This is a genomic window from Shewanella kaireitica (genome assembly GCF_023284045.1).
Taxonomy (GTDB): Bacteria; Pseudomonadota; Gammaproteobacteria; order Enterobacterales; family Shewanellaceae; genus Shewanella; species Shewanella kaireitica.
The window spans coordinates 304,468-330,889 of the sequence record NZ_JAKIKQ010000003.1; the positions used below are offsets into that span (position 1 = coordinate 304,468).

The following is a 26,422-nucleotide window of genomic DNA, read 5'->3' on the forward strand; positions in this document are numbered from 1 at the left end:
TATTGTTAGATTGCTAGTTTGTTGGATACCAAACCATTAATTGACAGGGCGACTTTATCGACTCGACTGTAAAGCCTAGATTTTGATACATAGAGATTGCTGCCGTATTACTTAAATCAACCACTAATGTCATTGGAACACTCACTTTGGCAGCAGCTTGCTGTAGCGCATTGATAACAGACTTACCATAGCCCTTTCCTTGGGCTTGCGGGATAAACATGAGATCAACTAAATGAGCCACATTCGCACTAAAATCTACCACAGCTCTGCCAATCCGCTCACTATGAAGCTGCACAATAAAGGTCATTGCATTGGGGTATTGATTGCCATAACCGGAGGTTTGCCAACATAGTTGTTGCTCAACCAGCGATTCGACAAAATCGGTGTCAGAACTTGCATTGAGGAGAAAAGAACGAGTGCTGCGAAATAGTGCTTCAATAAACGGCGCATCAGTTGAGCGCGAAGGGACTAACGCTAAACCGTTATTAAAATGTAATTTTTCCATCATTAATTCCGTTTAATGAGTCAAACTTAAAATCAGCCGATGTACGCTTCTAGCTCATAGGCCCAGTGAACATTACTCATACTCCACCCACTATTATAGATACCTATTTGATTGTTTTAACATTGTTTTTATCAATGTTAAGCAAAAAACAGGTAATACTTTAGTCTTGATAACTGGCCATCAGTTCAGCTTTATTACTTCTGGACGACTGAGCTATTACAGGCTACTAAGCCAATACAGCGTACAAGCACAACTGGCGCCCCACCAAAGACAAAATCAACCTAAAGTACGACCACGCAATTGTTCATCTACGACATTAATGGTATTCAAGTTCGGATTAATTTGCTATCACCTCCCGCTTGTTCAGGGTACATGTTTATATATTGGACAATCCGAGGAGAATCGGCCTTGTTAGGACTGCCTCCATGGGGCAAAGCATGATGCCAAATAATAAGATCACCAGCCTTTGCGGCAATAGCGGTTCCATGGAGGTTTGGGAAATGATAAGGGTCATCGTCGGCTGACAATAATAAACTATCTGAAGCGACTTCGGTCAGCTTCTTATGGTAACCAGGAACGCAGGTGAACGCTCCTTGTTCGAGCCTAGTATCGGTTAAGTACAGTATTCCTTGTAAGCCAAAAGTCTTTGCTTTGGCACGGTTAACATCAATATGCAACAAAGGGCCAGGGTAAGACCATAACTCGGTTTCTGGTGGGTTAAAGCCTACTCTATCCGTCGTTGTACACAACTGGCTTTCGATGCCAAAATGCCGATATAGCTGCCGATAAACTTGGCTGATGACTGACGTATTTCGATTCGCCGTTAAGGTAGGGTGATCAAACATCTGTACCATTGTTTTCTGCCATAGAGGGTGTGGCTCAGTCCAAGTTAAGACCTCATCGGGACGCTTATTTAGAAACTGCCATATTGCGCTGCAGGTTGCCTCGCAATGCGAGGGAGGAATAGCATTTTCGATGATGAGATAACCTAGCCTATCAAACTGCTGTAGCTGTTCCATTGACAAGATATCTGCAGCCGCAAAAGACACGCTACCTCCTGATTTGGAGCATACATCCAGCATTACACCATCCGTTTTATCATGCTCAAGATTGCTCATTCTTTGCCATACCCACAGCTCAAACTCTGCGAACGTCTGACTCGCATAGGCGAAGCTAACCCACTCTTCAATCCCACATCCCAACCTATCCATTATCGCAACATCAATGAGCCACTCTTCGCTTTTAACAGCGGGCTCTAAACCTCCCTTCAGATCCAACTTGGCCTTATGCCAGATCCTTTTAATGCCAGCTATTCCCCTGTCACCAACCTCACTATAATCAGGTAATCTAATGCACAGCTGCAAGTGTTCAGTTTGCCAGCGAAAATGCCACTCAGGCTCCTCTATATAATCGAATGATATTTTTGAGCCAGCCACAAATTGATGTTCGATTGTGACCTCTGGAATAGTCAAATCTGATTGCCGCTCAGTGATGACAAAGCATTTATAAACTTTTATTTCAGTTGATATTTTAAAATCTGGGTATAGAACGCGGCACCAAGTTTCACTGTCAGGAATACTCAACTCACACGCCAAGCTGTCAATGCCTTGCTGCTGTACTGTATGTGCTGACTGTTTATTTAACTCGTAGACGATTCCCAACAATATAGGCGAAAGTTCTGCTTCAGTTAAAGACAATTGAGATCCAGTAAACTGCTGCTCACTTTCACGCCCCAAATGGGTCAACCATGCCGACACCTGAACACATTCAGGGATCAGAACACCATCAGCCTTTAAAAACTGCTGTAGATGGGCAAAAATAAAAATCTGTGGTTCTTTTTTTAAAGCATTTTTCATTGTCTCTGACACAATTAAATCGAACTCTACACCTTCCTTAGGGTAAAATTTCGTCGCATCTGCAATGATGATTTCACTAATATAATCCTGTAACTCAAATTCCTTGATTATTTTAGTGATACCATCAATTGACACCTTATGGATATCAATGAGGGTAAGAGATAGCCTTATTGGGCTATTTATCACTTTGTAATAACAGAGCAGCGGTAAGATGAGCAGTCCGAAAGGTCCCGTCCCCGCATATAGAATGTTCACTTCATTACTATGAGAGCTTTTATCCAATATTGCTTGCTCTATCCCTTGGATAAATAACTGAGTTCTAAGTAGATCTTGCGCACATTTTGCTGCAACCGTAGGTGAGACAGCTAATCCACATACGGTACGGCTCTCTCCAAAAGTAATGTTATCCTCTTTAAGATCATCAACCCCACTCGCCTCCGATAGAATGAGGGCTAAAGAGTCTATACTCTGCTGCACTGCGCCAATCTCAGCCGGGTTAGAGTTCAAAATTGCACCGACATGTATGCTCACTTCATCTATAGACATCATTAACATAACTCCATTTAATCTACTTTCACTTCAATGTGATATCGACTCGTGATGGTCTTGAGCAGACTCATATTTTCAATAACAAGGATGAACATCTTGCTATCAAGCAGCAAGTCGAAGCTACCGCTTAGGTCCATCAGTTGAACATTAGCTAAATTTAAAATACTGCTTTATGATAAATAATCAATCGATTAAGCATATATTCCCGTTTTACGAGATGATGACTGATTCAGAGGCATGATGGCGATTCAATTTTAAGCGTATAACATATAAATGGTTATTCCTCTTCAAGCTAACGCAACAACGAATTGGGCAGGCACAATGCCTTCGTTATTGGGTGTTAAAGGAAGGGGAATATAATACAAAACAACACAATGCGTATATTTGCGACGTAGAGACAAATTCATGGATGAACTAACGACGTTACAGAAAATATTAACTTTTCTGGCAGAAATAGATATTGAAACCAGAGAAGCTCGCATTGAGCAGAAGACTTTTTTACCTGGCATTTTGATTGATAAAGGTAAGCTAATATTCGATAAAGATAAAATGAAAAACCCTGGGGATTTACTCCATGAGGCTGGGCACATTGCAGTGACGGAGTTTGCAGCTAGAGGCACCCTATCAGGTGATGTATACACAGCAGGTCATTCCCCAGCTGACGAAATGGCTGCGATTGCCTGGTCTTGGGCTGCACTACAATTTATTGGCCTTCCAAGTCAGATTTTATTTCACCAAGATGGCTATAAAGGGGCTTCAGAAAATTACATAGAAGCCTTTAGTCAAGGCCAAGGATTTGGCTATCCAATGTTAGTTTATTATGGTCTTTGTCTCGCCCCAGAAACTAAAGAGGGTTATCCATCAATGTGTAGCTGGCTACGAGATTAATCCCCAAAGCCAGACATTAAAAAGCCATGATGCACACGCATCATGGCCTTAACAGCATAGACTTAGTACTTACAGCTACAGTTTATCGAGTGTGCGATCTTCACTGCTCCAGTTTAAGTGATACTTATCACCAGCTGGCTTATCGGTACGCTCAAAAGTATGCGCACCAAAAAAATCACGTTGACCTTGCAATAAGCTCGCTGGCAGACGTTCGCAGCGGTAACTATCGTAATAAGCCAGTGCCGAACTGATGCATGGCGCAGGAATACCGCTCATCACCGCTGCGGATACCGCACAGCGCCAATCATTCTGTTTTTCTGATAATGCCTTAGCAAATGTTTCAGCCATCAATAGATTCTCAAGATCCGCATTTTGCTGGTAAGCCTGAGTAATTGACTGCAAAAATGTTGCACGGATAATACAACCAGCGCGCCATATTTTAGCTATTTCAGCAAAATCTAACTGCCAGTTTTGCTCTTTGGCTTGCATCGCCATCAACTGGAAGCCTTGGGCATAACAGGACACTTTAGCGCAGTATAAAGCGTTTTCTAACTGAGCAATAAATGCCTGTTCATCGCCATTATTAAGGCTCGCAATTGAAACGCCTGTTGGGCCAGCAAGTTGTTGACTCAGCGTTTGTCGCTGAGATTTTTGGGTACTGACAGCGCGGGCATAAACGGCTTCAGCAATAGTAGGAGCTGGGCAACCAATTTGTAAACTGCTCACTGCAGTCCACAGTCCAGTGCCCTTTTGCCCGGCTTTATCGAGGATCATATCCACAAGCGGCGCGCCAGTTAATGGGTCGGCTTGCTGTAATACATCAGCACTGATCTCCATTAAATAGCTATTAAGCGAGCCTGCGTTCCAACGCTCAAACACCTTGCCTACTTGAGCTGGTGTGTAACCCAGTCCATCGCGTAGCAACTGGTATGCTTCGCAAATAAGCTGCATATCGGCGTATTCGATACCGTTATGTACCATTTTTACGTAATGACCTGAGCCTGCTGGGCCAATATAAGTGGTACAGGGTTCGCCCTCTTTTACTGGGTTACCGGGCTCAAAACGCTCAATAGGCAAACCCGTCTTAGCATCAACCTTAGCGGCAATCGCTAGCCAGATGGGTTCGATGCGATTCCAAGCTGTTAAACTACCACTTGGCATCAAGGAAGGACCAAAACGAGCTCCGACTTCACCGCCAGAAACGGCGCAGCTAAAAAACAAGAAATCACTGGCGTAACGCTTTTCGCGTTCAATCGTATCAGTCCAAAGGCTATTGCCCGTATCGATAACAATATCATCAGCTTCGATACCCGCCTCAATTAGAGACTGGCACACACCATCAACAGGCGCGCCCGCTGGCACGGACAATAGTACTACACGCGGCTTCTCTAATTTAGATAACATTTCAGAAATATTATTACAGCCAGCGATACGCGCATCGGCGACATTATTTAGATACTTAATACGTTCTAATTCTTCTTGGCGAACAACACCTTGTACTTTGTCGGCATCGAGGTCGAATGCAGCAACTCTATATTGGTTATCAGCTATATTAAGCGCAAGGTTCTTGCCCATTACGCCTAGGCCTACAACGCCAATATCATAAAGCTCGGTTTGATTATTCATTTAAGTATTATTCCGCAGGTCACAGAGAATCCCCTATCTATTTTAGTCGTAAATTCAAAAGACTTTGCTGACAGGATAGGTTTTATTTTGTTGCGGATTATACAGACTTTGGTAACTAAATTACTAGCATCACATCTAGTTGAGCCCTAACTTTCACAACCTTGTTTTATATAGAGAACAGTGAATCCCCACTAGAAAATAGCCAGCGGTATTGGCTCTTGTATTTAGCTGAATCGAATCATCAGTTAAAGGTGTAGCTGCTAGATAGGATGTTGAGGTGCCGTCATTCCATGAATTTGCAGATACTGCCAAGGCTCGCCTCTAGTACGTCTAAGTAAGCTCATCGAAAACATCTTTGATTTCGATGAGCTCTTCCGTACCGACTCTTAGTATTTGGTGGCTGATTTAGTTGGTAATAGATCTAAAGTTAACTTGGTAGTGCCCAAAACGTATTAGTTAGCTATTAGTTTTATCAAGCTTCTCTTACCATTTCTTTTATAAAGAGTCCGAGCCGCCCCGGCGAAGTTGTTGAACCGCACTCATTTTAGAAAATAGCTATCGCCTTATATTCGCCATCTGATAGGCAGGAAGTCTGAATGTCTTGAAGTGCGTGGATACACGAGAAAGACCATGGCTCGCCTAAGTCTACCTTGGTAGACCATACCTCTTTCACGCAATTTTTCTTCGATGAATTCGGCAACTTCGATGGGGAAATAGGTATTTTCTGTTAGTTTTCTAACTCACTTTTTCCCAAAAATGAGTTAGACATGTTTGAATTCGTGGTTAATTTTTGTTGGTTGACACAGCGAAAGTCTAACTTTCGCTTCCTAGGTGAGATGGAAGAGATAAATATGGAAAATATTCGAAAAGGCATATTTTCCATATTACGATAAAAGATGTTTATTCTACCTATACTCAATGCTCGCATTTTCTTCAGATTCGATCTCATTAACCTTATTGATATTTTCAACGCTATCTTGAATGTGTAAATCAGTACTATCAACCGAGGATTTAACATTACGTTCAAATGTCTCTGCGTGGCCTTGAATTTCCTCTTCAGCTTTAATAATTACCGATTCAACATCGCCTTGAATTTCATCTATGCTGCCTTGAATGGTTGATTCTGCATTTTCAATTACATATTCAATGTTACTCTTTATGTTTTCGATATTAGTTTCAACTTTATTTACAGATTCATCGTCTATTGATTTATAAATATCACCGCCATAAGTAACTAGTGTCAATATAGTCAGAGTAACAACTCCGGATAAACCTGCAGCCACCGCTACTAATGTTTTCATTATCATACTCTTACCCACAGTACTTCATTCGTTAAGCCAGTATTTATTGTTTGATTAATAAAGAGTCAGCATCAATTGAAATTTGCTTCCACTCTTTATCTACTTCACCAATAATGGTAATTAGTGTTTCAGGGGTTACTGCTTGACCCTGAAATAAATTGTTGTCAATTTCAACTTGAATCTCACCTGTTTCATCTTTAAATAAGTACTTTTCATCTCCTTGCGTTGAGATAATATGACCAGTGATTGAAATCAAGGTTTCGTCTTGTGCATCTTGAATTTGTAACACTGTTAATTTCGGGACTGAACTAGGACCTTTAAACCCACCTTGTTGAATAGGTGTAATATCCGCAAAGCTAATGCTAGTAAACATAACAAGTGTTAATGCACATAATTTTTTAAACATAATTTTTCCTTATAAATTAAATAGCCTAATAAAGGCACGTTGTTAACTTACTTTTCATTCTCTAGTAAATTAGTATGTGGGCATTATGCTGGTAAAGGTGTGAAGAGAACGTGAAGATATTTTTTTAAATTCAAATAAAATTAAAAATAATTCAGCGCAGTAGATTTAGTCTATTTAACTTAAGGCTAAATGTTTGAAGGATAGGATGCTAACTAAGGTAATACTGGCTAGGTTTTGTGGCTGGAATAAACTAAAATTTTACGAAGGAAATAAACTCTTCTCCTGTATCTTTACTGGTAAACACCCAGCCCATTCGTTCGCACACGCGCTCAACAATCACCAAGCCACAACCATAGCCAGCTTGATAAGTTTCGTTTCCTTGATGACGATTAGTAATGGTCAACTGTCGCTGTTGTAGGCTGACGTGAATATCAGCAACGCTGTAACTAAAAGCATTTTTAATGAGGTTATTTATCACAATATAAACAAAGGAGGGTGGGCACTTTAACATTCCAGGTTGGTGTAGCTCCAAGGAGTAATTTAATCCTTGTTTTAAAAATAAAACCTGTAATTCATCGAGCTGTTTTCTAAGCGCATCTTCAAGCTGAATATCTTTAAAGTGTGCTTCTTCGATTGATTCCTTACCTAATAATAAAAAGGCTTCAGATAATACCTCCATGTCTTCACAGGCTTGTTGTACGCGTTTAATCGCTTTTTGTGCAACTGGAAGCTGGTTGGGGATTTTTGCTAATAATTCAGTAGAGCCTTTAATCACCATAATTGGTGTGCGTAACTCATGAGATGAAAAGCGACTAAACTCCGTTTCTCGTTGGAAAAAGCCTTCAATATCTTTTTTATTATTAATAAAAGTTTGCTCTATATGCCGTGTTTCACGGTATTTTGTTTGCAGTTTAGACATTTGCTGGTTAGGTTTCATTTGCGTTATTTTTTGCTCAATGGCGAGTAATGGCAAAGAGATTAAACGCATAAAATAAAAACTGTAGATCATCACACCCAAGGCAATAAATAAACCAAGGAATACAATGTAGGTATGCAAACTCTCTTCGTATATGTCTAAAAAATCATCGGCATCTTTTTTAAAGACAATATACATTAACCCTTTACCTGAAGGGTGGTTTGCAATGATGAAGTGTTTGTCCTCAGTGCCTAATAAGTGTTCATTAAAGCCAATGTTTTTAAAAGGAGCTAACCAAGTAGGTACTTCACGTTCAGTCCAATAAGTATCAAATTCAGCGGTGTTGGGCAACTTGGTTGCTAAACCATAGATGGCGTATTCCTTCTCGTAACGATCTAATTCAGTATCTAGCCAATGGTGTAAACTAATCACTTCAAGTTTGCTTTCAGCAAGATAAACAGTTGAACCGAAAAAACCGAAAATCACCAATAAAGAGATGCTTAAATGGTGTCTTATATGGCGATAAATGCTCGGGTACTGTTTGTTATTCAGATTTAAGTCGGAAGCCTTGCCCATGAATAGTCTCTAGTCGGGATTCATTTTGCCCTTCAGCAAGTTTAGTGCGCAAGCTATATACATGACTTCGCAGTGCATCACTAGAAGGACTTTCATCTCCCCATATTGCTTGTATGACTTCTTGTCTACTCACAACATTGGGAGCTTTTTTAAGTAACACTTTAAGAATAGTTAATTGAATTGGGCTGACTTTAATAATTTTACCAGCACAATTCACCTCTCCACTTTTAACATCTACACTGATATCCGCAAAGCTTAAGTGGCCAATATTTTGCCGCATTCCACGGTGGGAAAGAGCCTGTAAACGTAAACTCAACTCTTCTAATGCAAAGGGCTTTACTAAATAGTCATCACCACCAGCTTTAAATGAAGCTATTTTATCTTCAAGCTGATCCTTGGCGGTTAAGAACATAATAGGCGTATCACAAAATAATTCTTCACGTAATTTTCTGACCGCAGTAATGCCATCCATTTTGGGCATCATTATGTCCATGATAATTGCATCATAGTGATTATCTTGCACTAAGTGTAAGGCTGCCTCCCCATGATAAGCAAAATCAATGGTCATGCCTTCAAGTTCAAGATAATCAGCAATCGTTTCTGCCACGCTATGCGTATCATCCACAATTAGTATATGCATTTAGCACCTTCATAATAACAACTTATAAATTTGAATGATAAATAGTTATATTAGGAAAGAAGCCAGCTTAAATCAATCTATTATAAATTGATTATCAATGCATCTACATCCATTGAACTATCACTCCAGTCATTATCGATTTCACCAACAATTGTCACTAACATTTGAGGCGTAACAGTCTGGTTTTTAAATAAATGGTTATCAATTTCAACTTGGATTCTACCCGTTTTGTCTTCAAACCAATAATCTTCTCCACCATTTGAAAGTACAATATGACCTGTTAAAGAAACAATCGCATCATCTTTTGCTTCTAACGCTTGTTTTACAGACAATTCAAGCTCTGAATTAGGCCCAGAAAATCCACCTTGTTGTACAGCTTCATATTTAGCAAAACTAAGGCTAGAAAATACAATAAGAGGTAACACTATTAATTTTTTAAACATGATTTTTCCTTAATAAATAAAGTGGGTATTACATAAATTTGTATAAGTAACAGAGCGTTTAAGTCTCGTGCCGCTTAATATGTAGCTACTATATCGATTAAGGTGTGAAGACAGTGTGAAGGAAAACCTGTATTGGTATGCAAATTAAAATAGCTTAAATTAAAAGAAGAGGTAAAGTCCTAGCTTCTAAGTCCCCAATAAGCAGCTCACTTTTGCTCATTCTACTAACAGAGTTTACAGGAGCTGATCTAATTAGTTTTTGTCCAATCATGAGCCTGCATCTACAAGGAACTTACTGACTATCCATCTATCATGAGCTATGCAAGCTGCTAAATCATGGATGATTTAGCAGAGCGTATAGGAATATATTCACGGCGACTTGCGTAAGCTCAATACAGGTGAATTACATTCGATTGCGACATATTCTCCTAACAATCCAATAATAAGCTAAGTATCACAATGAGCTCCAAAGGTTCAATGCTGGTAAATTACATTAAGAGTAAATGTTAAGAAGCTGGAAGCAGTTCATGTCTGCAATACTTCCAGCGACAAGGTTTAAACGCTATACGTGGGCGTCAGCGTAGCCCATGCGAGTTAGCGTATTGCGCACAATATCTAAGGTTGCTGGGTCTTCTATAGTTGCTGGCACATTGTATTTTTTATTGTCGGCGATGTTACGCATGGTGCCGCGCAAGATTTTACCCGAACGGGTTTTAGGCAGCTTTTGTACCGCGCTCACTAACCTAAATGCAGCCACGGGTCCTATCTCTTTACGCACTAGTGCCATCAACTGTTTGTTCAACTCTTGCTCATCCAGCGAGACACCTTTTTTGAGTACCACCAGCCCTAGAGGAACTTGTCCTTTTAGCTCATCTTCAACGCCAATCACTGCCGCCTCGGCAACGGCATCGTGCTGACACAATACCTCTTCAAAGCGCCCTGTCGATAAGCGATGTCCGGCGACATTAATAATGTCATCGATGCGGCTCATAATATAAAGGTAACCATCATCATCTTTATAGCCTGCATCACCCGTTAAGTAATAACCTGGGTACATAGACAAGTAGCTATCAACATAGCGCTGCTCATTTTGCCAAAGTGTCGTTAACGTCCCTGGCGGTAGCGGTAGCTTAATCACTACATTACCAGACTCATTGGCAGCAACTTGCTCACCCATGACATCAACCACTTCAATTTGATAACCCGGCACCGCCAGCGCTGGCGAGCCAGCTTTAACCTCAACCGGCGCATACCCCATAAGGTTTGCAGCCACAGGCCAGCCTGTTTCGGTTTGCCACCAATGATCAATAACTGGTTTTTTAAGTTTATCTTCAGCCCAGTGCAAGGTATCAGGATCGCAGCGCTCGCCAGCTAAAAACACATTCTTTAAGCATGAAAGGTCGACACTATTTAAATATTCGCCATCAGGATCGTCACGTTTAATCGCGCGTATTGCAGTGGGTGCGGTAAAAAAGCTTTTAACATTGTATTTAGCAATAGTTCGCCAAAATGCGCCGGGATCAGGGGTACCAATTGGCTTTCCTTCATACATTAAGGTGGTCGCGCCCACCAGCAAGGGACCGTACACTATGTACGAGTGGCCCACTACCCAGCCCACATCTGATGCCGCCCAAAAGCTATCACCCGCTTCAATGTCATAAATGTGTTTCATTGACCATGCGAGCGCCACACTATGGCCGCCATTATCACGTACCACCCCTTTTGGTTGGCCTGTGGTGCCTGAGGTATAAAGAATATACAGCGGTTCGGTTGCATCTACCGCCACACAATCAATATTGGGTGCGGTTGCCACGCCAGTTTGCCAGTCAACATCCCGGCCAACTTGTAAGCTTGCTTCAAGCTGACTGCGATTTAAGATAAGGCAATGTTCAACCTTGTGAGTCGCTTGCTCTAGTGCGTTATCCAGTAGCGGCTTATAAGCCACGACACCTGATGGCTCAATGCCGCATGAAGCAGACAAAATAAGTTTAGGTTTAGCGTCATTAATACGGGTGGCTAACTCATTAGCGGCAAAACCGCCAAAGACCACTGAATGAATTGCGCCGATACGGGCACAGGCCAACATGGCATAAGCGGTTTCTGGCACCATAGGCATGTAGATCACCACGCGGTCACCCTTTTTCACGCCAATTGAATCCATATAGCCTGCGAGCCGGCTGACCTGAGCTTGCAGCTCTGCATAGGTAATTCCGTATTCAGTATCGGTAACTGGACTAACATATTGAATCGCTACCTGCGCTCCGCGCCCCGCCTCTACATGCCTATCGACTGCGTTATAACAAGTGTTGAGCTTTGCCCCTTTGAACCAGTGATAGAAAGGTGCCTCACTGTCATCGAGCACTTTGTCCCATGGTGACACCCAATCTATAGTTTGTGCCGCCTGCGCCCAAAAATGTTGCGGGTCTGAGATCGAACTTGCATGTAACTGCGTGTTTTTATCTTTCACTATGCATACTCCAGTTAACGTCATCTGAGCGTAATCACGACTACATCTCAATGATTATTGTCCTTTGAAGCATTATGCTCCGCTGCACAAAAAATCCCCATTAGACCTTAGAATGAGTATATGGAATAACGTAAAACAACACTACCCCAAAGCCAAACCCAACCATAAGTAACTGTTAAATAACAACTTAACTTCAAACCGCCTATTGAAAAGTCAATCACTTGTCTATCTCATCAAGCGAGATTGGAACGCACAATTGACATGAAAATATTGTTTGCCAACCACCTCAAACTTTACCTTTACGTAAACTTCATATATCGTGCAAGAAAAGTTAATAAATATGGTGTTATTAATGTCAGACAACCAGTTACCCCAAACGACATACTCTATCAGTGATCTATCAAAAGAGTTTGATATCACAACTCGTAGTATTCGTTTTTATGAAGATCAAGGGCTGCTTAAACCTAAGCGCCGTGGCCAGACTCGTATCTACAATCTGAAAGATCGAGTAAGACTCAAACTTATATTACGCGGTAAGCGTTTAGGCTTTTCACTCGCTGAGACCAGACGCTTATTCGAACTTTACGATGCAGATAAAAACAGCAGCACACAACTACATACCATGCTCGACTTGGTGGAAGACAAAAAAGTCGCCCTGCAGCAGCAGATGGATGACATCAAAGTCGTGCTCATGGAGCTAAATTCCGCGGAGCAGCAATGCCGCGATGCACTGGCCAATAATAGCTAGTCAGCAACAGTCATTGATAACACCAATAGAATAATAAGCCTGCGAGTATCACGACACAGATCAGTGAACTCGCACAGATAGACAATTTGACAGGACACAAGCACATGACTCAACTCTACTCATCTCTAAACTTCGGCCTTGGCGAAGATGTCGATATGCTACGCGATGCCATACAAGGTTTTGCTGCCAATGAAATTGCCCCTATCGCGGCAAAAACCGATCTTGATAACGCCTTTCCCAATGAGCTTTGGCCTGTATTAGGCGACATGGGCTTATTAGGTGTCACCGTATCAGAAGAGTACGGCGGAGCAGACATGGGTTACCTTGCCCACGTGGTTGCTATGGAAGAGATTTCACGCGCATCCGCCTCTATCGGTTTAAGCTACGGCGCTCACTCAAACCTATGTGTAAACCAGATAAACCGTAACGGTAATAGTGAACAAAAAGCCAAGTATCTGCCTAAACTGATAACCGGTGAGCATATTGGTGCATTAGCGATGAGTGAGCCCAATGCGGGCTCTGATGTAGTGTCAATGAAACTGCATGCCCGCAAAGAGGGCGATAGATACATTCTTAACGGCAACAAGATGTGGATCACCAACGGTCCAGATGCCCACACTTATGTTATCTACGCTAAAACGGATCTCGATAAAGGCGCCCACGGCATTACCGCATTTATCGTTGAGCGTGGTTTTAAAGGTTTCACTCAAGCGCAAAAGTTAGACAAGCTCGGTATGCGCGGATCAAACACTTGCGAGCTAGTTTTTGAAGAGTGTGAAGTGCCTGAAGAGAATATTCTTGGCGGACTCAACAATGGCGTTAAAGTACTAATGAGTGGCCTTGATTACGAGCGTGTTGTTCTGTCTGGTGGCCCACTTGGGATCATGACAGCCTGTATGGACATTGTTGTTCCTTATATTCACGAGCGCGAACAGTTTGGTAAGTCTATCGGGCAATTCCAACTAGTACAGGGCAAACTTGCCGATATGTACACAGGCATGAACGCCGCTAAGTCATACATCTACAACGTTGCCAAATCTTGTGACCGTGGTGAAACCACGCGTAAAGATGCCGCTGGAGCCATTTTATACTCAGCAGAGCTAGCGACTAAAATGGCACTAGATGCGATTCAGCTTCTTGGCGGTAACGGTTACGTTAATGAGTACGCCACAGGCCGCTTATTGCGTGATGCCAAACTCTATGAGATTGGCGCTGGCACCTCTGAAATTCGCCGTATGTTGATTGGCCGAGAGCTGTTTAACGAATCAAAGTAAGCCATGCTCAATCATTAATAAAAAGGCTCGATTAACGAGCCTTTTAGAGCCCAAATTTGGACAGGGGTGACAACCTTAACGTCGCCCTCTATTCCGCTTCAAAAGGATTGAAATTGTGACTCAACTAAGCAGTCGTATTAATGCTCGCAGCGAAGAATTCAAAGCCAAGTTCGATGATATGGCTGAAGTCGTTCATGATCTTAAATCTAAACTTTCACAGATTGAACTCGGCGGCGGTGAAGTTGCTCGAGAACGTCATCTGTCTCGTGGAAAGCTGCTCCCGCGCCAGCGTGTTGAAAAACTGCTCGACCCAGGCTCACCGTTTTTAGAGATCTCACAGTTTGCCGCTTATGAACTTTATGAAGATGTAGTCCCTGCCGCAGGTGTTATCGCTGGTATCGGCCGCGTCAGTGGTGTTGAGTGTATGATCATTGCCAACGATGCCACCGTAAAAGGCGGCACCTACTACCCTGTCACGGTAAAGAAGCACATTCGCGCGCAAGAGATTGCCAGTCGATGTCACCTGCCATGTATCTACTTGGTTGATTCAGGCGGCGCTAACTTGCCGCGCCAAGATGAAGTATTCCCAGATAGAGACCACTTCGGTCGGATCTTCTATAACCAAGCACAAATGTCAGCCAAAGGTATTCCACAAATCGCAGTAGTGATGGGACTTTGTACCGCAGGGGGTGCTTATGTACCTGCCATGGCAGATGAGTCGATTATCGTAAAAGAGCAAGGCACTATCTTCCTTGCGGGGCCGCCTCTTGTGAAAGCGGCCACAGGTGAAGAGGTTACTGCTGAAGAACTCGGTGGCGCTGAAGTGCATACAAAGATTTCAGGTGTGGCGGATCATATGGCGCAAAACGATGAGCACGCATTAGAACTTGCGCGTAAATCAGTGACTCGACTTAATCATCAAAAACAGATAGCCGCACAGCTTAGCCCGGTTAAACCGCCTAAGTTCGATATTAACGAGCTTTACGGTATTGTCGGTACCGATCTTAAAAAGCCTTTCGATGTCAAAGAGGTGATCGCCCGAGTCGTCGATGATTCAGACTTTGATGAGTTCAAAGCTAATTACGGTAATACCTTAGTGTGCGGCTTTGCCCGCATTCATGGCTATCCGGTCGGCATTGTTGCCAATAACGGCATTTTGTTCTCTGAGTCAGCGCAAAAGGGCGCGCACTTTATTGAGCTTTGTTGTCAGCGCAAGATTCCGCTGCTGTTCTTACAGAACATTACCGGCTTTATGGTGGGTAAAAAGTACGAACATGAAGGAATCGCCAAACACGGGGCAAAAATGGTAACGGCTGTTTCATGTGCCAATGTGCCAAAATTCACCGTCATCATTGGCGGCAGTTATGGTGCGGGCAACTACGGCATGTGTGGCCGTGCATTCGAGCCAACCATGATGTGGATGTGGCCAAACGCTCGTATTTCTGTCATGGGTGGCGAACAGGCTGCTGGCGTTTTAGCAACGGTTAAGCGTGATGGCTTAAAGCGTAAAGGTGTTGATTGGTCAGACGAAGATGAACAAAGCTTCCGTAAGCCGATTGTTGAGCAATACGATAAAGAGGGTCATCCGTACCATGCAAGCGCTCGTCTTTGGGATGACGGCATTATTGACCCAGCACAGACCCGAGATGTTGTTGGTTTAGCCCTTTCTGCTGCGCTCAATGCGCCCGTAGAAGAGACTAAATTTGGTGTGTTCCGTATGTAATGGTCATCCATTGCTATCAGCTAACTTTGGACCTTAACAATGACTAATGAAACCCTACAATTAACAACAGATAAGCTCAGCGAACAACTCACTTTCGTTGACTGTGCACTTAACAATGGTGTTGCAGAGCTTATCCTTAACCGCCCAGAAAAGCACAATGCTTTTGATGAGGTGATGATAAGCGAGATGATCAAAGTGCTAGCGCATTTTGCTGATAACTCGCAATGCCAAGTGTTGGTGCTAAAAGCCAACGGCAAAAACTTCAGTGCTGGCGCCGATCTCAACTGGATGCGCAAGCAAGCTAAAATGGATTTTGAGCAAAACCTCACCGATGCTAATGAACTAGCAAAATTGATGTCCGTGCTCGATAAATTTCCAAAACCAACTATCGCGCTTGTACAGGGCGCCGCTTTTGGGGGCGCACTCGGGCTTATCTGTTGCTGCGATATAGCCCTTGCCAATGAACGCGCGAGCTTTTGCTTAAGCGAAGTCAAACTTGGGCTCATTCCAGCAGTCATCAGCCCTTATGTCACTCGCGCTATGGGCCAACGTGCCGCCCGTCGTTACATGCTTACCGCTGAAAGGTTCGATGTACAAAAAGCGCTTGAGCTACAGATCATTCATGAAGTGAGCGATGAGCTAGACAGTGCCGCAGCGCCTATTATCGCAGCGCTTTTAGCCAATAGTCCACAAGGTATGGCATGGGTGAAAAGCCTGCTATCTAAACTTGAAGATGGTGTTATCGACAAATCGACCCTTGATTACACCAGTGAACGTATCGCCAGTATTCGAGTATCAAAAGAGGGCCAAGAGGGCCTGAACGCATTTTTTGAAAAGCGCAGCCCCGACTGGACTGTTAATCAAAGCTCAGCAAATAACAGTTCAAACAATAACAATAGCCATGCTGCCAATGCGCTAGGAGCCAAATAATATGTTTACCAAACTGCTAATCGCCAACCGCGGTGAAATTGCCTGTCGTATTATCAAAACTGCTCAAGCAATGGGTGTTCGCACTGTTGCACTATATTCTGATGCTGACATCGACGCTCGCCACGTGGCGATGGCTGATGAATCATTTTATTTAGGTGGCAGTGCACCAGCAGATTCATATCTAAAAGGCGAGCTGATCATTGAGATTGCTAAAAAGTCTGGCGCGCAAGCAGTTCACCCCGGTTACGGTTTTCTGTCAGAAAATGCCGAGTTTGCCCTAATGTGTGAACAAAGCGGTATCGCCTTTGTTGGCCCAAGTGCCGCGGCGATTGACTCCATGGGCAGCAAGAGTGCGGCCAAAGAGATCATGGGCGCCGCTAATGTGCCGCTGGTTCCGGGTTACCATGGTGATGTTCAAGAAGATGATGTATTGGTGCAAGAAGCTAATAACATGGGCTTTCCACTGCTGATTAAAGCAGCCTACGGCGGCGGCGGCAAAGGCATGCGTATCGTTGAAAGCAAAGATGAAGTATTAGAAGCGATCCAATCAGCCAGACGAGAAGCTATTAGCTCATTCGGTAACGATAAACTGCTGATGGAGCGCTACCTACGTCAGCCGCGCCATGTTGAAGTACAAGTATTTGCCGATAGCTTTGGCAACTGCATCTACCTGTCAGATAGAGATTGTTCTATTCAACGTCGTCATCAAAAAGTGGTTGAAGAGGCGCCTGCGCCAGGGCTTAGCGATGCACTGCGCGTCAGTATGGGTGAAGCGGCAGTCGCTGCTGCCAAAGCCATTAACTATGAAGGCGCTGGCACTGTCGAGTTTTTGCTTGATACCGATGGCAGCTTCTACTTTATGGAGATGAACACGCGTCTACAGGTAGAACATCCGGTGACTGAATTAGTCACAGGCCAAGACTTGGTCAAATGGCAGTTAATGGTGGCTAGCGGCAGTAAGTTGCCATTAACACAAGATGAAGTTCGTATTCACGGCCATGCGTTTGAAGTGCGTATATACGCAGAAGATCCTCAAAATGACTTCCTGCCAGCCAGTGGCAAGCTTAACTTTTTGCGAGAGCCTGAGCAGAGTAAATATGTACGAATTGACTCTGGGATCCGTGAAAATGACGTCATCAGTAACTTTTATGACCCGATGATCTCTAAGCTCATTACTTGGGATGAATCGCGCCCACGTGCTCTGCAGCGCCTAGTCCATGCCCTCGCCTCTTATCAAATTAGCGGTTTGAAGCACAATATTGAGTTTCTGGCTAACATTGCCGAGCACGAAGCCTTCGCTAGCGCAGACTTTAGCACTGACTTTATTGAGCGTTATGGCGAAGCTCTCATCGGTCACGGCCTAAGCGCTGATGTTGCAACGAACCAGTCTAATGAGCGTCAAACGGCATTGGCACTCGCAGCACTGTATCAACTCTGTGCCCGTAAAGCCGATGCCAAGCGCTGCGCAATTAACAGCCATGACCCCTACTCACCATGGGGAGCCGTCAGTGGTTTTAGACTCAATAGTGCCAGTGTGCATCAAGTCGCCTTACTCGATGATGACCAGAAAATTAACCACCTTGAGTTAACTGAGACACAAGTGGCCAGTAAGTCCTTTTATCAGCTCACCATCAATGATACTCAACTAACATTGTCTGGCGAACTCATTGGCGAAACGCTTCATGCCGAGATCGCAGTTAACAGCCAGTCGATAAAGAGTAACGCCCACAAGATAAAAGTACCTGTTAGTCAAGTCGGTGATGACTTTACCTTGTTTATCAATTCAAGCAGCTACCACTACCAAGCGATTAAGTCTGAAGTGGTTGAAGAGCAAGATAACTTAGAAGATAAACTCAAAGCACCAATGAACGGGACTATCGTGACTCATCTGGTTGCAGTGGGCGACGAAGTCACTGCAGGCCAAGGCATCATGGTAATGGAAGCGATGAAGATGGAGTACACCATCGAGTCGCCATTTGAAGGTGTTGTGAGTGCATTCTTCTTTAACGCCGGAGAACTGGTTAGCGACGGCATGCTACTGGCCGAAGTTACAGCCAGCGAAGAGGAGTAAAAGCAAGATGGAGTACATTACATCTTTAGAGTCTCCTTATGATGGCATCGTGAGTGCTTTTTTCTTTAACGCCGGTGAGCTCGTAAGCGACGGCATGCTACTGGCCGAAGTTACAGCTAGTGATAAGGAGTAAAAACAAGATGGACTACATTACATCTTTAGAGTCCCCTTATGATGGCATCGTCAGTGCTTTCTTCTTTAACGCCGGAGAGCTCGTAAGTGACGGCATCCTACTGGCCGAAGTCACAACCAGCGAAGAGGAGTAATCAATGTCAGCTTCTTTCCCTAGCAAAGTTAGTATATTTGAAGTCGGCGCCCGTGACGGCCTGCAAAATGAAAAGCCGGTCACCACTGCAGATAAAATCACTTTGATTGAAGATTTAGCCACCGCTGGTGTAAAACGTATTGAAGCCGCCAGCTTTGTGTCGCCGAAATGGGTACCGCAAATGGCAGATTCAGCGGACGTACTTAAGGGTGTCACGCGTCAAAGCGGTATTACCTACAGTGCGCTAACACCAAATCTAAAGGGCTTGGAACTTGCGCTTGACGCAGGATGCGACGAAGTTGCCATCTTTGGCGCGGCATCAGAGAGCTTCAGCCAACGTAACATTAACTGCTCAATAGAGGAGTCTATCGCGCGCTTTGAGCCAGTGATGCAGCTGGCTAAAGCCAATAATATCCGTGTTCGAGGTTATGTCTCTTGTGTGCTTGGCTGCCCTTATGAAGGTGAAATAGCGGTTAGCGAAGTCGCCCGAGTGTCTGAATTACTTTACAAAATGGGCTGTTACGAGATTTCATTGGGGGACACCATTGGCGTTGGCACAGCGCTAAATGCCCGTAGAATGGTCGAAGCGGTTGCCAATGTCGTACCCGTTTCACAGCTAGCACTGCACTTTCATGATACCTACGGTCAAGCGTTAGCAAACATTTTAGCCTGCTTAGAAACTGGTGTGAGTGTTATCGACTCATCGGTTGCCGGTCTAGGTGGTTGCCCTTACGCCAAAGGCGCATCGGGTAATTTAGCCACTGAAGACCTCGTCTATATGCTGCATGGACTTGGCATTGAAACCGGCATTGATTTGAACAAGCTAGCAAATGCAGGTAATAAAATTAGCCAAGCACTTGGGCGCACTAATGGTGCAAAAGTCGCACAAGCCATCTCGGTTTAGTAACGAGTTGCTTAAACAGTTTTTAGAGACTTAGCGCTCCCTACAAATTTGGGCTAAGGATCTTAATTAGGAGATAAAAATAATGGCAGGACTGAATAAAGTAGTCGGAAGTTATCAAGAGGCATTAAAGGGCCTGAGTAATGATATGACCGTGATGGTTGGTGGATTTGGCTTATGCGGTATCCCTGAAGGCTTGATTGCTGAGATGGTAAAAACCGGTGTAACAGGCTTAACCGCAATCTCCAACAATGCTGGTGTTGATGACTTTGGCCTAGGACTGTTACTTAAAAGCCGTCAAATCGATACTATGATCGCTTCTTACGTTGGCGAGAATGCCACTTTTGAGCAGCAGATGCTATCTGGTGAGCTAAACGTTATCTTGACTCCTCAAGGTACATTGGCTGAAAAAATTCGAGCTGGCGGCGCAGGTATTCCAGCATTCTTTACTGCTACTGGGTACGGAACTCCGGTTGCTGAGGGCAAAGAAACTCGTGAAATCGATGGCCGTCATTATGTACTAGAACCAGCACTAAAAGCTGACTTTGCCTTAGTACGCGCTTGGAAAGCCGATACCATGGGTAATCTAGTTTTCCGTAAAACAGCCGCTAACTTCAATCCGATGATGGCCACTGCAGGTAAAATTACCGTCGTTGAAGCCGAGCATATTGTCGAGCCGGGTGAACTAGACCCTGATCATATTCATACACCTGGGATCTACGTTAATCGTATTATTCAAGGCTCGTTCGAAAAACGCATCGAACAACGTACAGTAAAAGCTTAAGGAGGCTAACGCTATGGCATTATCAAGAGAACAATTGGCACAACGTGTAGCACAAGAGCTCCAAGATGGTTTTTACGTTAACCTAGGTATCGGTATTCCAACATTAGTCGCCAACTACATCCCTGAAGGGATAGAGGTGATGTTGCAGTCTGAAAATGGTTTACTGGGAATGGGCGAGTTTCCAACCGAAGAGACCATTGACGCTGACTTAATCAATGCGGGTAAACAAACCGTCACCGCAGTCGATGGCGCATCGTTTTTCTCATCATCTGAGAGTTTTGCCATGATCCGTGGCGGCCATGTAGATTTAACGGTGCTCGGCGCCTTTGAAGTTGACGAGCAAGGCTCTATCGCCTCTTGGATGATCCCTGGTAAGTTAATCAAGGGCATGGGCGGCGCGATGGATTTAGTGGCTGGCGCTGACAATATCATCGTCACCATGATGCATGCCGACAAGAAAGGTAACTCAAAACTACTACCAAAATGTGAACTACCATTAACGGGTTTTGGCTGTATCAAACGTGTATTGACTGACTTGGCCTTTATGGAGATCAAAGATGGTGCCTTCTATCTATTAGAACGAGCCCCAGGCGTATCTGTCGAGGAAATAGTCTCTAAAACAGCGGGCAAGTTGATTGTGCCTGAGCATGTCCCTGAAATGAACTTCTAGTTGATTCGCCAAATAACTAAAACGCAGCCACTTTGAGCTGCGTTTTTTATTTCAATATACGCCACAAAAACAAATGACAGCGCCAAGTTGATTAACATCACATATTTAAACATGCCGTAACACTCCATAGCTCACTCAGATAATTAGTCAGATAACTTCACTTTTAAAACAGTAACTTAAACAAAGCAAACCTCACCTATTCAAAAACCTCATAGTACCTGCTTTAAACGATTAAATTAACTGCTATACCATTCAAGCATCGACAAAAAAGCCAACTTAGTCGGTGGTTTTAAGCTCGCAGTAAAGCGCTTGAGTCTAATTGAACCCAGCACTAAGTATTACAAGCTTAACTAAGTCATTTCGCGCAATGTATTAATTCGATACCAGCCAAGAGATGATGAAAAATAAAGGTGATGGGTATGTTCAAACTATTTATCGAAAGGCCGAAACTCGCGATTATCATCTCGCTGTTTATCACTCTTATCGGGGTGATTGCAGCGTTGCAATCTCCTATTGGACGATACCCGGATGTCGCTCCGGTGACCATAGAGGTCAGCACTTTTATGGATGGCGCTTCAGCTGAAGTGATCACCAAATCCGTTGCGCCTGAAATTGAAAAGCAGGTCAATGGTGTCTCGGGCATGGATTACATGCAAAGCACATCTGGCGCCGATGGAACCTACACCTTAACCATCACTTTCGCTAATGGAACAGATCCCGACACCGCAAATAACTTGGTACAGAACAGGGTTAACCTGGCACTGCCGGAGCTCCCTGCTGATGTATCTAAAAACGGTGTCAAGGTTGAAAAAGTTTCTAATGGTTTACTCATCGGTCTGGCAATCAATGACCCTTCAGGCAAGGCTACAGATACTGACATAAGTGGTTTTTCTGGCGGCATATTAAAAGAGTCGCTGCAGCGTGTTAATGGTGTATCTAAAGTCGATGTTTTAGGGGAAAAAAAGTACTCCATGCGAGTTTGGTTAAACCCCGATGCCATGAGCCACCGGTTTGTAAACGTCGGTGACATACAAGCCGCAATTAACGCTCAGAATAAGATTTCATCAGCGGGTTCTGTAGTAAGTAATTCTCTTGAATACTCCGTCAGTGTAGACGGCGGTCTATCTTCAGTGGAAGAGTTTGGCAATATCGTGGTTCGCGGCGAACATTTCAAGAAACCTGTATTCCTAAAAGATGTTGCCACAATAGAGCTTGGTGCCGAAGTTTACACAGCCAACGCATACGCAGGCACCAGTGCGGGTTCTGTTCTTTTCATCTATAAAGACCCTAGTGCCAACGCGATTGAGGTTGGCAAAGCGGTACAACAGATAACAGAAAGCTTAGAGACAGAGTACCAAATTCAGACCGTTTATGATGCAACTGCATTTATCATCGGTGCCATTGATAACGTGCTCGAAACCCTTGTGCTTGCCGTTATCATCGTTGCACTTATCACCCTGGTATTCATGCAATCCTTTAGATTAACCCTCATCACTTGCGCCGCAATTCCGGTGTCACTAGTGGGGACGTTTGCCGCCATGGCCGCACTCGGTATTGATATCAATATCATCTCAATGCTTGGACTGGTGATGGCTATCGGTATTGTGGTTGATGCCGCAATTATTGTTATTGAAGCCGCTGAGCACGAGCTACAGGAACAACCACAACTGACACCAAAGCAAGCGGTATCAGCTAGTCTAGATAAAGTGGTCAGCCCGATTATCGCATCAGCATTGGTGTTGCTAGCAGTCTTTGCTCCCACCATATTTATGAGTGGCATGACAGGAATAATCTATAGCGAATTTGGCATTGTACTTAGTGTTGCGGTGCTGGTTTCAACCGTGGTGGCTTTAACGTTAACTCCGGCGCTTTGCGCACTGTTTATGAAGCCCCCCAAAAAAGGATTTATCGCGCGCTCGCTCGAAAGCGTTATCGGCGCAAAGATCACTATCTTCAAGTTCGCAACCCAGTGTTTTGTTAAAGTGCCGCTGTTATCTGTCATATTACTAAGTGGTGCACTTTACTACACAGTGCAAGATGGAAAAGAGCTTGCGACGGGCATGCTACCAGATGAAGATGCCAGCGCGGTATTTGTTGTCGGCTCATTTCCCGCTGGTACCGCCCTGCCTGTCACCGATGCGTATACGTTAGAGTTAGTCGAAAAACTACAACAGATTGAGGGAGTATCGAATTCAATCTCAGCCTCGGGTTTTAACCTAATCACCAGCACAGCCAATATGGGCAGCTTTCTTTTACTGCTAAATCTAGAACCGATGGATAGCCGTGAACTAAGCGATAACCAAGTGATAGAGGCGGCAAATGCTGTCATTGCAGAAACTGGCGTAGAAGCTTTTGCTTTTAAACCACCAGTCATTCCAGAACTGGGCCTCGTTGATGGTGTCAGCTTTGTTATTAAAGATGCAAAAGGCTATAGCCCTACTGAGATGTTTGAAATTTCAAACTCCATCATCGCACAGCTCAACAGCTTTGAAGATGATGTGGCACTGGCAATGACGCAGTACGCTGTCGATAAACCGTCGATAAAGCTAGAGATAAAGCGACAAGAGCTCAATAAATATGGGATCTCATTTGCTGACACCGTCACAGGTATGCAGGCTCATTTTGGTGGTAGCTACATCAACACTTTTAACATGAATGGTCGCAATTACAAAGTTATGGTGCAAAACTCACCTGAATACCGCACCTCAGCCGAATCCCTCAAAGCGATTAAGCTAAGCCAACCAAACGGAACCCATATCAGCGCCGACAAAATTTTTGATATTAGCGAAGAGCTAGCACCTAACTTTCTCAACCGCTTCAATGCACAACAATCAGTTGCTTTTGATGTCATTCCAGTCAGTGCCACAGGCGACGTCATCAATCTAATCAACGAGCTTGAGTTACCGAAAGGGATCTCTGTTGAATTTACAGGCGCCTCAGCCGAGGAGATTAAAGCGGGCAATCAGGCCATTATCGTACTGGCACTGGCATTACTCGTTACCTACATGGTGTTGGTCGCTCAGTATGAGAGCTGGTTAATACCTGCAGCAATCATGTTAGTCGTTCCGACCGCTGTTATCGGTATTGTATATGGCGTTATATACCTGCAGGGCGACATTAATATTCTGACTCAACTTGCAGCAGTGCTATTAGTTGGAATGAGCGTCCGTAATGCCATTTTGATTATAGAATATGCCAAAGATTTACGAGAAAAAGGCATGGCAATTAAGACTGCTGCAGTCGAAGCGATGCGACTTAGAGCACGCGCCGTATTCATGACAGCATTCAGTTTTGGTGTCGGACTAGTGCCGCTAATGATGGCTGATGCAATAGGCAATGGCGCGCAACAAGCCCTAGGTTATGCAAGCTTTGGCGGTATCGTCACTGCCACCTTTATAGGTTGCATCTTTGCCTGTGTGTTCTTTGTTATCTTGCAAAACACTCGAGAACGGTTCAAGCCACAGCCAGTTGCTTGTTAGTCAGCAGCAAACAATGATCATCAAAGTTTTACCCTTGCAATAACTAAAGCACCACAGTCACTGTGGTGCTTGATGACTCGAAGTCATTAGCCGCCAAACCGTCTGCTACTTCGCCATAATATACTCAGCAGCATCTACAAGTTTACCGTCATTAGGATCAGATATATTGGTTTTCCACACCACTTCACCCAGTCTATTAATATAGAAAGTCGTAGGCGTTCCTATCACGCCATAATCAGCCGCAACCCCATCGCCATCAATCAAGGTTGGTATATGAATTCCCCGAGCCAATAAAGTCTCAGCAGGTTTCGCGCCCTCATCTTCATTAAAGCTAATCGCCAACACTTGCAGATCACTAGCTTGATTATCATTGCGGATTTTTTCTAGCCCCGGTTGTAGCTTTTTACAATAGGGACACCAGGTCGCCCAAAAATGTAGGATTAATGGCTTGCCTTTGTAGTCCGCTAATGAGTGCACTTGTCCATTGGCGTCCTTTAGTGAAAAATCAGCAGCCAGCGGCTTTGATTCAGCGGCTTGCAGCGCGGTCGAAAATACTGCTATAGCGAATACGAGCGCGGCAAAGAGCAGATGCGAAACTTCAATAAGTCTGCATCGCTGGAATATATTGTTTGCTTTGGAATACATATGACCTCTTTAATATCCATTGAACGGGTATCGTTATCTTAGCTATGACATAGCGGTTTGCGCTCCAGACTTAAGGCTGATTAGTGCTGCGCAATATTAAGCCCCGCGAGTACATAGACCGAACCTTAACGGATATTCATTCAAACGATCTTATTTGATGCTTTACTAGGGGAATATTCACTAGAACATGGCGCTCTAATTGCTAACCCTTGAAATTAACTGTTGCTCTGCAGTGTCTTTGTCTAAAGTTAACTTAAGCTAATTTGCGAGGCGCCATTAATGAAGGTATCTATCTCGGGCACAGAGACCATAAACGTGTTTCAACTGACTGCAGTGTTCAGTATGTTGTTTGCCTTAGTGGGCTTTAGCTATAACGTATGGCGCATGGAGATCACCGAATACAACAACAATGTTCGCTCAGCAAGCTTCGAGCTGTTGCTCCAACTTTCAGAGCTAGAGTCAATTATTTACGCGGCACATTATGATCAAGATATCATCCAAGGCAGCCCTCGCAAAGGCTGGGTTAAAGTCAATTTAATTGCTGATTTAAGTGTGGTAACAGAGCCTGAAATTCAAGCCGCTGCGGATGCATTAAAAATGGAGTGGCAGGCCCATTGGGAGCAAGTCGCCAGAGATGAAAACAGCACCATGCAAGTGGTGGGAAAAATTGATGATACCCGCTTAAAAGTGCGACAGTTACTCGTCTCTCTCAATTAGCTTCATCATATTTATGACTTTAACGGTTTGCCCTATCCTAAA

The 26,422-nt window shown here is 43.9% G+C and carries 23 protein-coding genes; 13 read left to right on the forward strand and 10 right to left on the reverse strand.

Annotation, left to right across the window (positions count from 1 at the left end):
- Positions 1–13: 13 nt before the first annotated feature.
- Together L2730_RS06260 and L2730_RS06265 are read right to left on the reverse strand one after the other, a co-directional pair.
- Positions 14–505: a GNAT family N-acetyltransferase gene (locus L2730_RS06260; protein WP_248973804.1), complete on the reverse strand. Its 492-nt coding sequence runs from the start codon at positions 503–505 to the stop codon at positions 14–16.
- Between the two features lie 326 nt (positions 506–831).
- Positions 832–2,910, reverse strand: coding sequence for a phytanoyl-CoA dioxygenase family protein (locus L2730_RS06265; protein WP_248973805.1), 2,079 nt, complete (start codon positions 2,908–2,910; stop codon positions 832–834).
- Positions 2,911–3,315: 405 nt separating this feature from the next.
- Here L2730_RS06265 and L2730_RS06270 point away from each other — a divergent pair, with 405 nt between their 5' ends.
- Positions 3,316–3,798, forward strand: a complete 483-nt coding sequence (locus tag L2730_RS06270; protein ID WP_248973806.1) for a hypothetical protein — start codon at positions 3,316–3,318, stop codon at positions 3,796–3,798.
- Positions 3,799–3,873: 75 nt separating this feature from the next.
- Here the strand turns inward: L2730_RS06270 and gndA are convergent, their stop codons facing one another.
- The 7 genes from gndA to L2730_RS06305 form a co-directional block, all read right to left on the reverse strand.
- A complete protein-coding gene (gene gndA, locus L2730_RS06275; RefSeq protein WP_248973807.1) occupies positions 3,874–5,424 on the reverse strand; it encodes an NADP-dependent phosphogluconate dehydrogenase in 1,551 nt (516 codons plus the stop codon).
- A gap of 905 nt (positions 5,425–6,329) precedes the next feature.
- Positions 6,330–6,725, reverse strand: a complete 396-nt coding sequence (locus L2730_RS06280; RefSeq protein ID WP_248973808.1) for a hypothetical protein — start codon at positions 6,723–6,725, stop codon at positions 6,330–6,332.
- A gap of 43 nt (positions 6,726–6,768) precedes the next feature.
- A complete protein-coding gene (locus tag L2730_RS06285) occupies positions 6,769–7,131 on the reverse strand; it encodes a YgiW/YdeI family stress tolerance OB fold protein (RefSeq protein WP_248973809.1) in 363 nt (120 codons plus the stop codon).
- A 250-nt stretch (positions 7,132–7,381) separates the two neighbouring features.
- Positions 7,382–8,623 (reverse strand): sensor histidine kinase, encoded by a 1,242-nt coding sequence (locus L2730_RS06290; RefSeq protein WP_248973810.1) that lies wholly within the window; start codon positions 8,621–8,623, stop codon positions 7,382–7,384.
- Positions 8,592–9,263, reverse strand: a complete 672-nt coding sequence (locus L2730_RS06295) for a response regulator transcription factor (protein ID WP_248973811.1) — start codon at positions 9,261–9,263, stop codon at positions 8,592–8,594. The genes L2730_RS06290 and L2730_RS06295 overlap by 32 nt, the downstream gene beginning before the upstream one ends.
- A gap of 80 nt (positions 9,264–9,343) precedes the next feature.
- Entirely contained in the window at positions 9,344–9,706 is a 363-nt protein-coding gene (locus tag L2730_RS06300) for a YgiW/YdeI family stress tolerance OB fold protein (protein WP_248973812.1), read from the reverse strand.
- Positions 9,707–10,268: 562 nt separating this feature from the next.
- Positions 10,269–12,173, reverse strand: coding sequence for a propionyl-CoA synthetase (locus L2730_RS06305; protein WP_248973813.1), 1,905 nt, complete (start codon positions 12,171–12,173; stop codon positions 10,269–10,271).
- Positions 12,174–12,525: 352 nt separating this feature from the next.
- Between L2730_RS06305 and L2730_RS06310 the strand changes: the two genes are divergently transcribed.
- The 11 genes from L2730_RS06310 (at position 12,526) to L2730_RS06360 (ending at position 25,018) form a co-directional block, all read left to right on the forward strand.
- On the forward strand, positions 12,526–12,921 hold the full coding sequence (locus L2730_RS06310; protein ID WP_044555982.1) for a MerR family transcriptional regulator: 396 nt from the start codon (positions 12,526–12,528) through the stop codon (positions 12,919–12,921).
- 104 nt (positions 12,922–13,025) lie between these two features.
- Positions 13,026–14,195: an isovaleryl-CoA dehydrogenase gene (locus tag L2730_RS06315; RefSeq protein ID WP_020913488.1), complete on the forward strand. Its 1,170-nt coding sequence runs from the start codon at positions 13,026–13,028 to the stop codon at positions 14,193–14,195.
- A gap of 115 nt (positions 14,196–14,310) precedes the next feature.
- Entirely contained in the window at positions 14,311–15,918 is a 1,608-nt protein-coding gene (locus tag L2730_RS06320; RefSeq protein ID WP_248973814.1) for a carboxyl transferase domain-containing protein, read from the forward strand.
- Between the two features lie 39 nt (positions 15,919–15,957).
- The gene (locus L2730_RS06325; protein WP_248973815.1) at positions 15,958–16,848 is read left to right on the forward strand and encodes an enoyl-CoA hydratase-related protein; all 891 of its coding nucleotides are present in this window, start codon (positions 15,958–15,960) and stop codon (positions 16,846–16,848) included.
- Between the two features lies 1 nt (position 16,849).
- The gene (locus tag L2730_RS06330; RefSeq protein WP_248973816.1) at positions 16,850–18,919 is read left to right on the forward strand and encodes an acetyl/propionyl/methylcrotonyl-CoA carboxylase subunit alpha; all 2,070 of its coding nucleotides are present in this window, start codon (positions 16,850–16,852) and stop codon (positions 18,917–18,919) included.
- A gap of 7 nt (positions 18,920–18,926) precedes the next feature.
- On the forward strand, positions 18,927–19,052 hold the full coding sequence (locus L2730_RS06335; RefSeq protein WP_248973817.1) for a 3-methylcrotonyl-CoA carboxylase: 126 nt from the start codon (positions 18,927–18,929) through the stop codon (positions 19,050–19,052).
- Positions 19,053–19,059: 7 nt separating this feature from the next.
- Entirely contained in the window at positions 19,060–19,185 is a 126-nt protein-coding gene (locus L2730_RS06340; protein WP_248973818.1) for a 3-methylcrotonyl-CoA carboxylase, read from the forward strand.
- A 3-nt stretch (positions 19,186–19,188) separates the two neighbouring features.
- Positions 19,189–20,088: a hydroxymethylglutaryl-CoA lyase gene (locus L2730_RS06345; protein WP_248973819.1), complete on the forward strand. Its 900-nt coding sequence runs from the start codon at positions 19,189–19,191 to the stop codon at positions 20,086–20,088.
- A gap of 82 nt (positions 20,089–20,170) precedes the next feature.
- Positions 20,171–20,869: a CoA transferase subunit A gene (locus tag L2730_RS06350; protein WP_248973820.1), complete on the forward strand. Its 699-nt coding sequence runs from the start codon at positions 20,171–20,173 to the stop codon at positions 20,867–20,869.
- A 13-nt stretch (positions 20,870–20,882) separates the two neighbouring features.
- Positions 20,883–21,539: a 3-oxoacid CoA-transferase subunit B gene (locus L2730_RS06355; protein ID WP_248973821.1), complete on the forward strand. Its 657-nt coding sequence runs from the start codon at positions 20,883–20,885 to the stop codon at positions 21,537–21,539.
- Between the two features lie 419 nt (positions 21,540–21,958).
- Entirely contained in the window at positions 21,959–25,018 is a 3,060-nt protein-coding gene (locus L2730_RS06360; RefSeq protein ID WP_248973822.1) for an efflux RND transporter permease subunit, read from the forward strand.
- Positions 25,019–25,123: 105 nt separating this feature from the next.
- On the opposite strand, the gene L2730_RS06365 is transcribed toward L2730_RS06360, so the two are convergent.
- Complete coding sequence (locus tag L2730_RS06365) at positions 25,124–25,663, reverse strand: TlpA disulfide reductase family protein (protein WP_248973823.1); 540 nt, start codon at positions 25,661–25,663, stop codon at positions 25,124–25,126.
- Between the two features lie 279 nt (positions 25,664–25,942).
- Here L2730_RS06365 and L2730_RS06370 point away from each other — a divergent pair, with 279 nt between their 5' ends.
- Positions 25,943–26,380 (forward strand): hypothetical protein, encoded by a 438-nt coding sequence (locus L2730_RS06370; RefSeq protein ID WP_248973824.1) that lies wholly within the window; start codon positions 25,943–25,945, stop codon positions 26,378–26,380.
- Positions 26,381–26,422: the final 42 nt, after the last annotated feature.

What these genes read in the sequence shown, in the direction of transcription:
- L2730_RS06310 (WP_044555982.1), top strand. Translation starts at nt 12,526, where the DNA reads ATGTCAGACAACCAGTTACCCCAAACGACATACTCTATCAGTGATCTA.
- L2730_RS06285 (WP_248973809.1), bottom strand. Translation starts at nt 7,131, where the DNA reads ATGTTTAAAAAATTATGTGCATTAACACTTGTTATGTTTACTAGCATT.
- gndA (WP_248973807.1), bottom strand. Translation starts at nt 5,424, where the DNA reads ATGAATAATCAAACCGAGCTTTATGATATTGGCGTTGTAGGCCTAGGC.
- L2730_RS06300 (WP_248973812.1), bottom strand. Translation starts at nt 9,706, where the DNA reads ATGTTTAAAAAATTAATAGTGTTACCTCTTATTGTATTTTCTAGCCTT.
- L2730_RS06335 (WP_248973817.1), top strand. Translation starts at nt 18,927, where the DNA reads ATGGAGTACATTACATCTTTAGAGTCTCCTTATGATGGCATCGTGAGT.
- L2730_RS06290 (WP_248973810.1), bottom strand. Translation starts at nt 8,623, where the DNA reads ATGGGCAAGGCTTCCGACTTAAATCTGAATAACAAACAGTACCCGAGC.
- L2730_RS06295 (WP_248973811.1), bottom strand. Translation starts at nt 9,263, where the DNA reads ATGCATATACTAATTGTGGATGATACGCATAGCGTGGCAGAAACGATT.
- L2730_RS06330 (WP_248973816.1), top strand. Translation starts at nt 16,850, where the DNA reads ATGTTTACCAAACTGCTAATCGCCAACCGCGGTGAAATTGCCTGTCGT.
- L2730_RS06280 (WP_248973808.1), bottom strand. Translation starts at nt 6,725, where the DNA reads ATGAAAACATTAGTAGCGGTGGCTGCAGGTTTATCCGGAGTTGTTACT.
- L2730_RS06350 (WP_248973820.1), top strand. Translation starts at nt 20,171, where the DNA reads ATGGCAGGACTGAATAAAGTAGTCGGAAGTTATCAAGAGGCATTAAAG.
- L2730_RS06345 (WP_248973819.1), top strand. Translation starts at nt 19,189, where the DNA reads ATGTCAGCTTCTTTCCCTAGCAAAGTTAGTATATTTGAAGTCGGCGCC.
- L2730_RS06315 (WP_020913488.1), top strand. Translation starts at nt 13,026, where the DNA reads ATGACTCAACTCTACTCATCTCTAAACTTCGGCCTTGGCGAAGATGTC.
- L2730_RS06355 (WP_248973821.1), top strand. Translation starts at nt 20,883, where the DNA reads ATGGCATTATCAAGAGAACAATTGGCACAACGTGTAGCACAAGAGCTC.
- L2730_RS06265 (WP_248973805.1), bottom strand. Translation starts at nt 2,910, where the DNA reads ATGATGTCTATAGATGAAGTGAGCATACATGTCGGTGCAATTTTGAAC.
- L2730_RS06260 (WP_248973804.1), bottom strand. Translation starts at nt 505, where the DNA reads ATGGAAAAATTACATTTTAATAACGGTTTAGCGTTAGTCCCTTCGCGC.
- L2730_RS06365 (WP_248973823.1), bottom strand. Translation starts at nt 25,663, where the DNA reads ATGTATTCCAAAGCAAACAATATATTCCAGCGATGCAGACTTATTGAA.
- L2730_RS06270 (WP_248973806.1), top strand. Translation starts at nt 3,316, where the DNA reads ATGGATGAACTAACGACGTTACAGAAAATATTAACTTTTCTGGCAGAA.
- L2730_RS06325 (WP_248973815.1), top strand. Translation starts at nt 15,958, where the DNA reads ATGACTAATGAAACCCTACAATTAACAACAGATAAGCTCAGCGAACAA.
- L2730_RS06360 (WP_248973822.1), top strand. Translation starts at nt 21,959, where the DNA reads ATGTTCAAACTATTTATCGAAAGGCCGAAACTCGCGATTATCATCTCG.
- L2730_RS06340 (WP_248973818.1), top strand. Translation starts at nt 19,060, where the DNA reads ATGGACTACATTACATCTTTAGAGTCCCCTTATGATGGCATCGTCAGT.
- L2730_RS06370 (WP_248973824.1), top strand. Translation starts at nt 25,943, where the DNA reads ATGAAGGTATCTATCTCGGGCACAGAGACCATAAACGTGTTTCAACTG.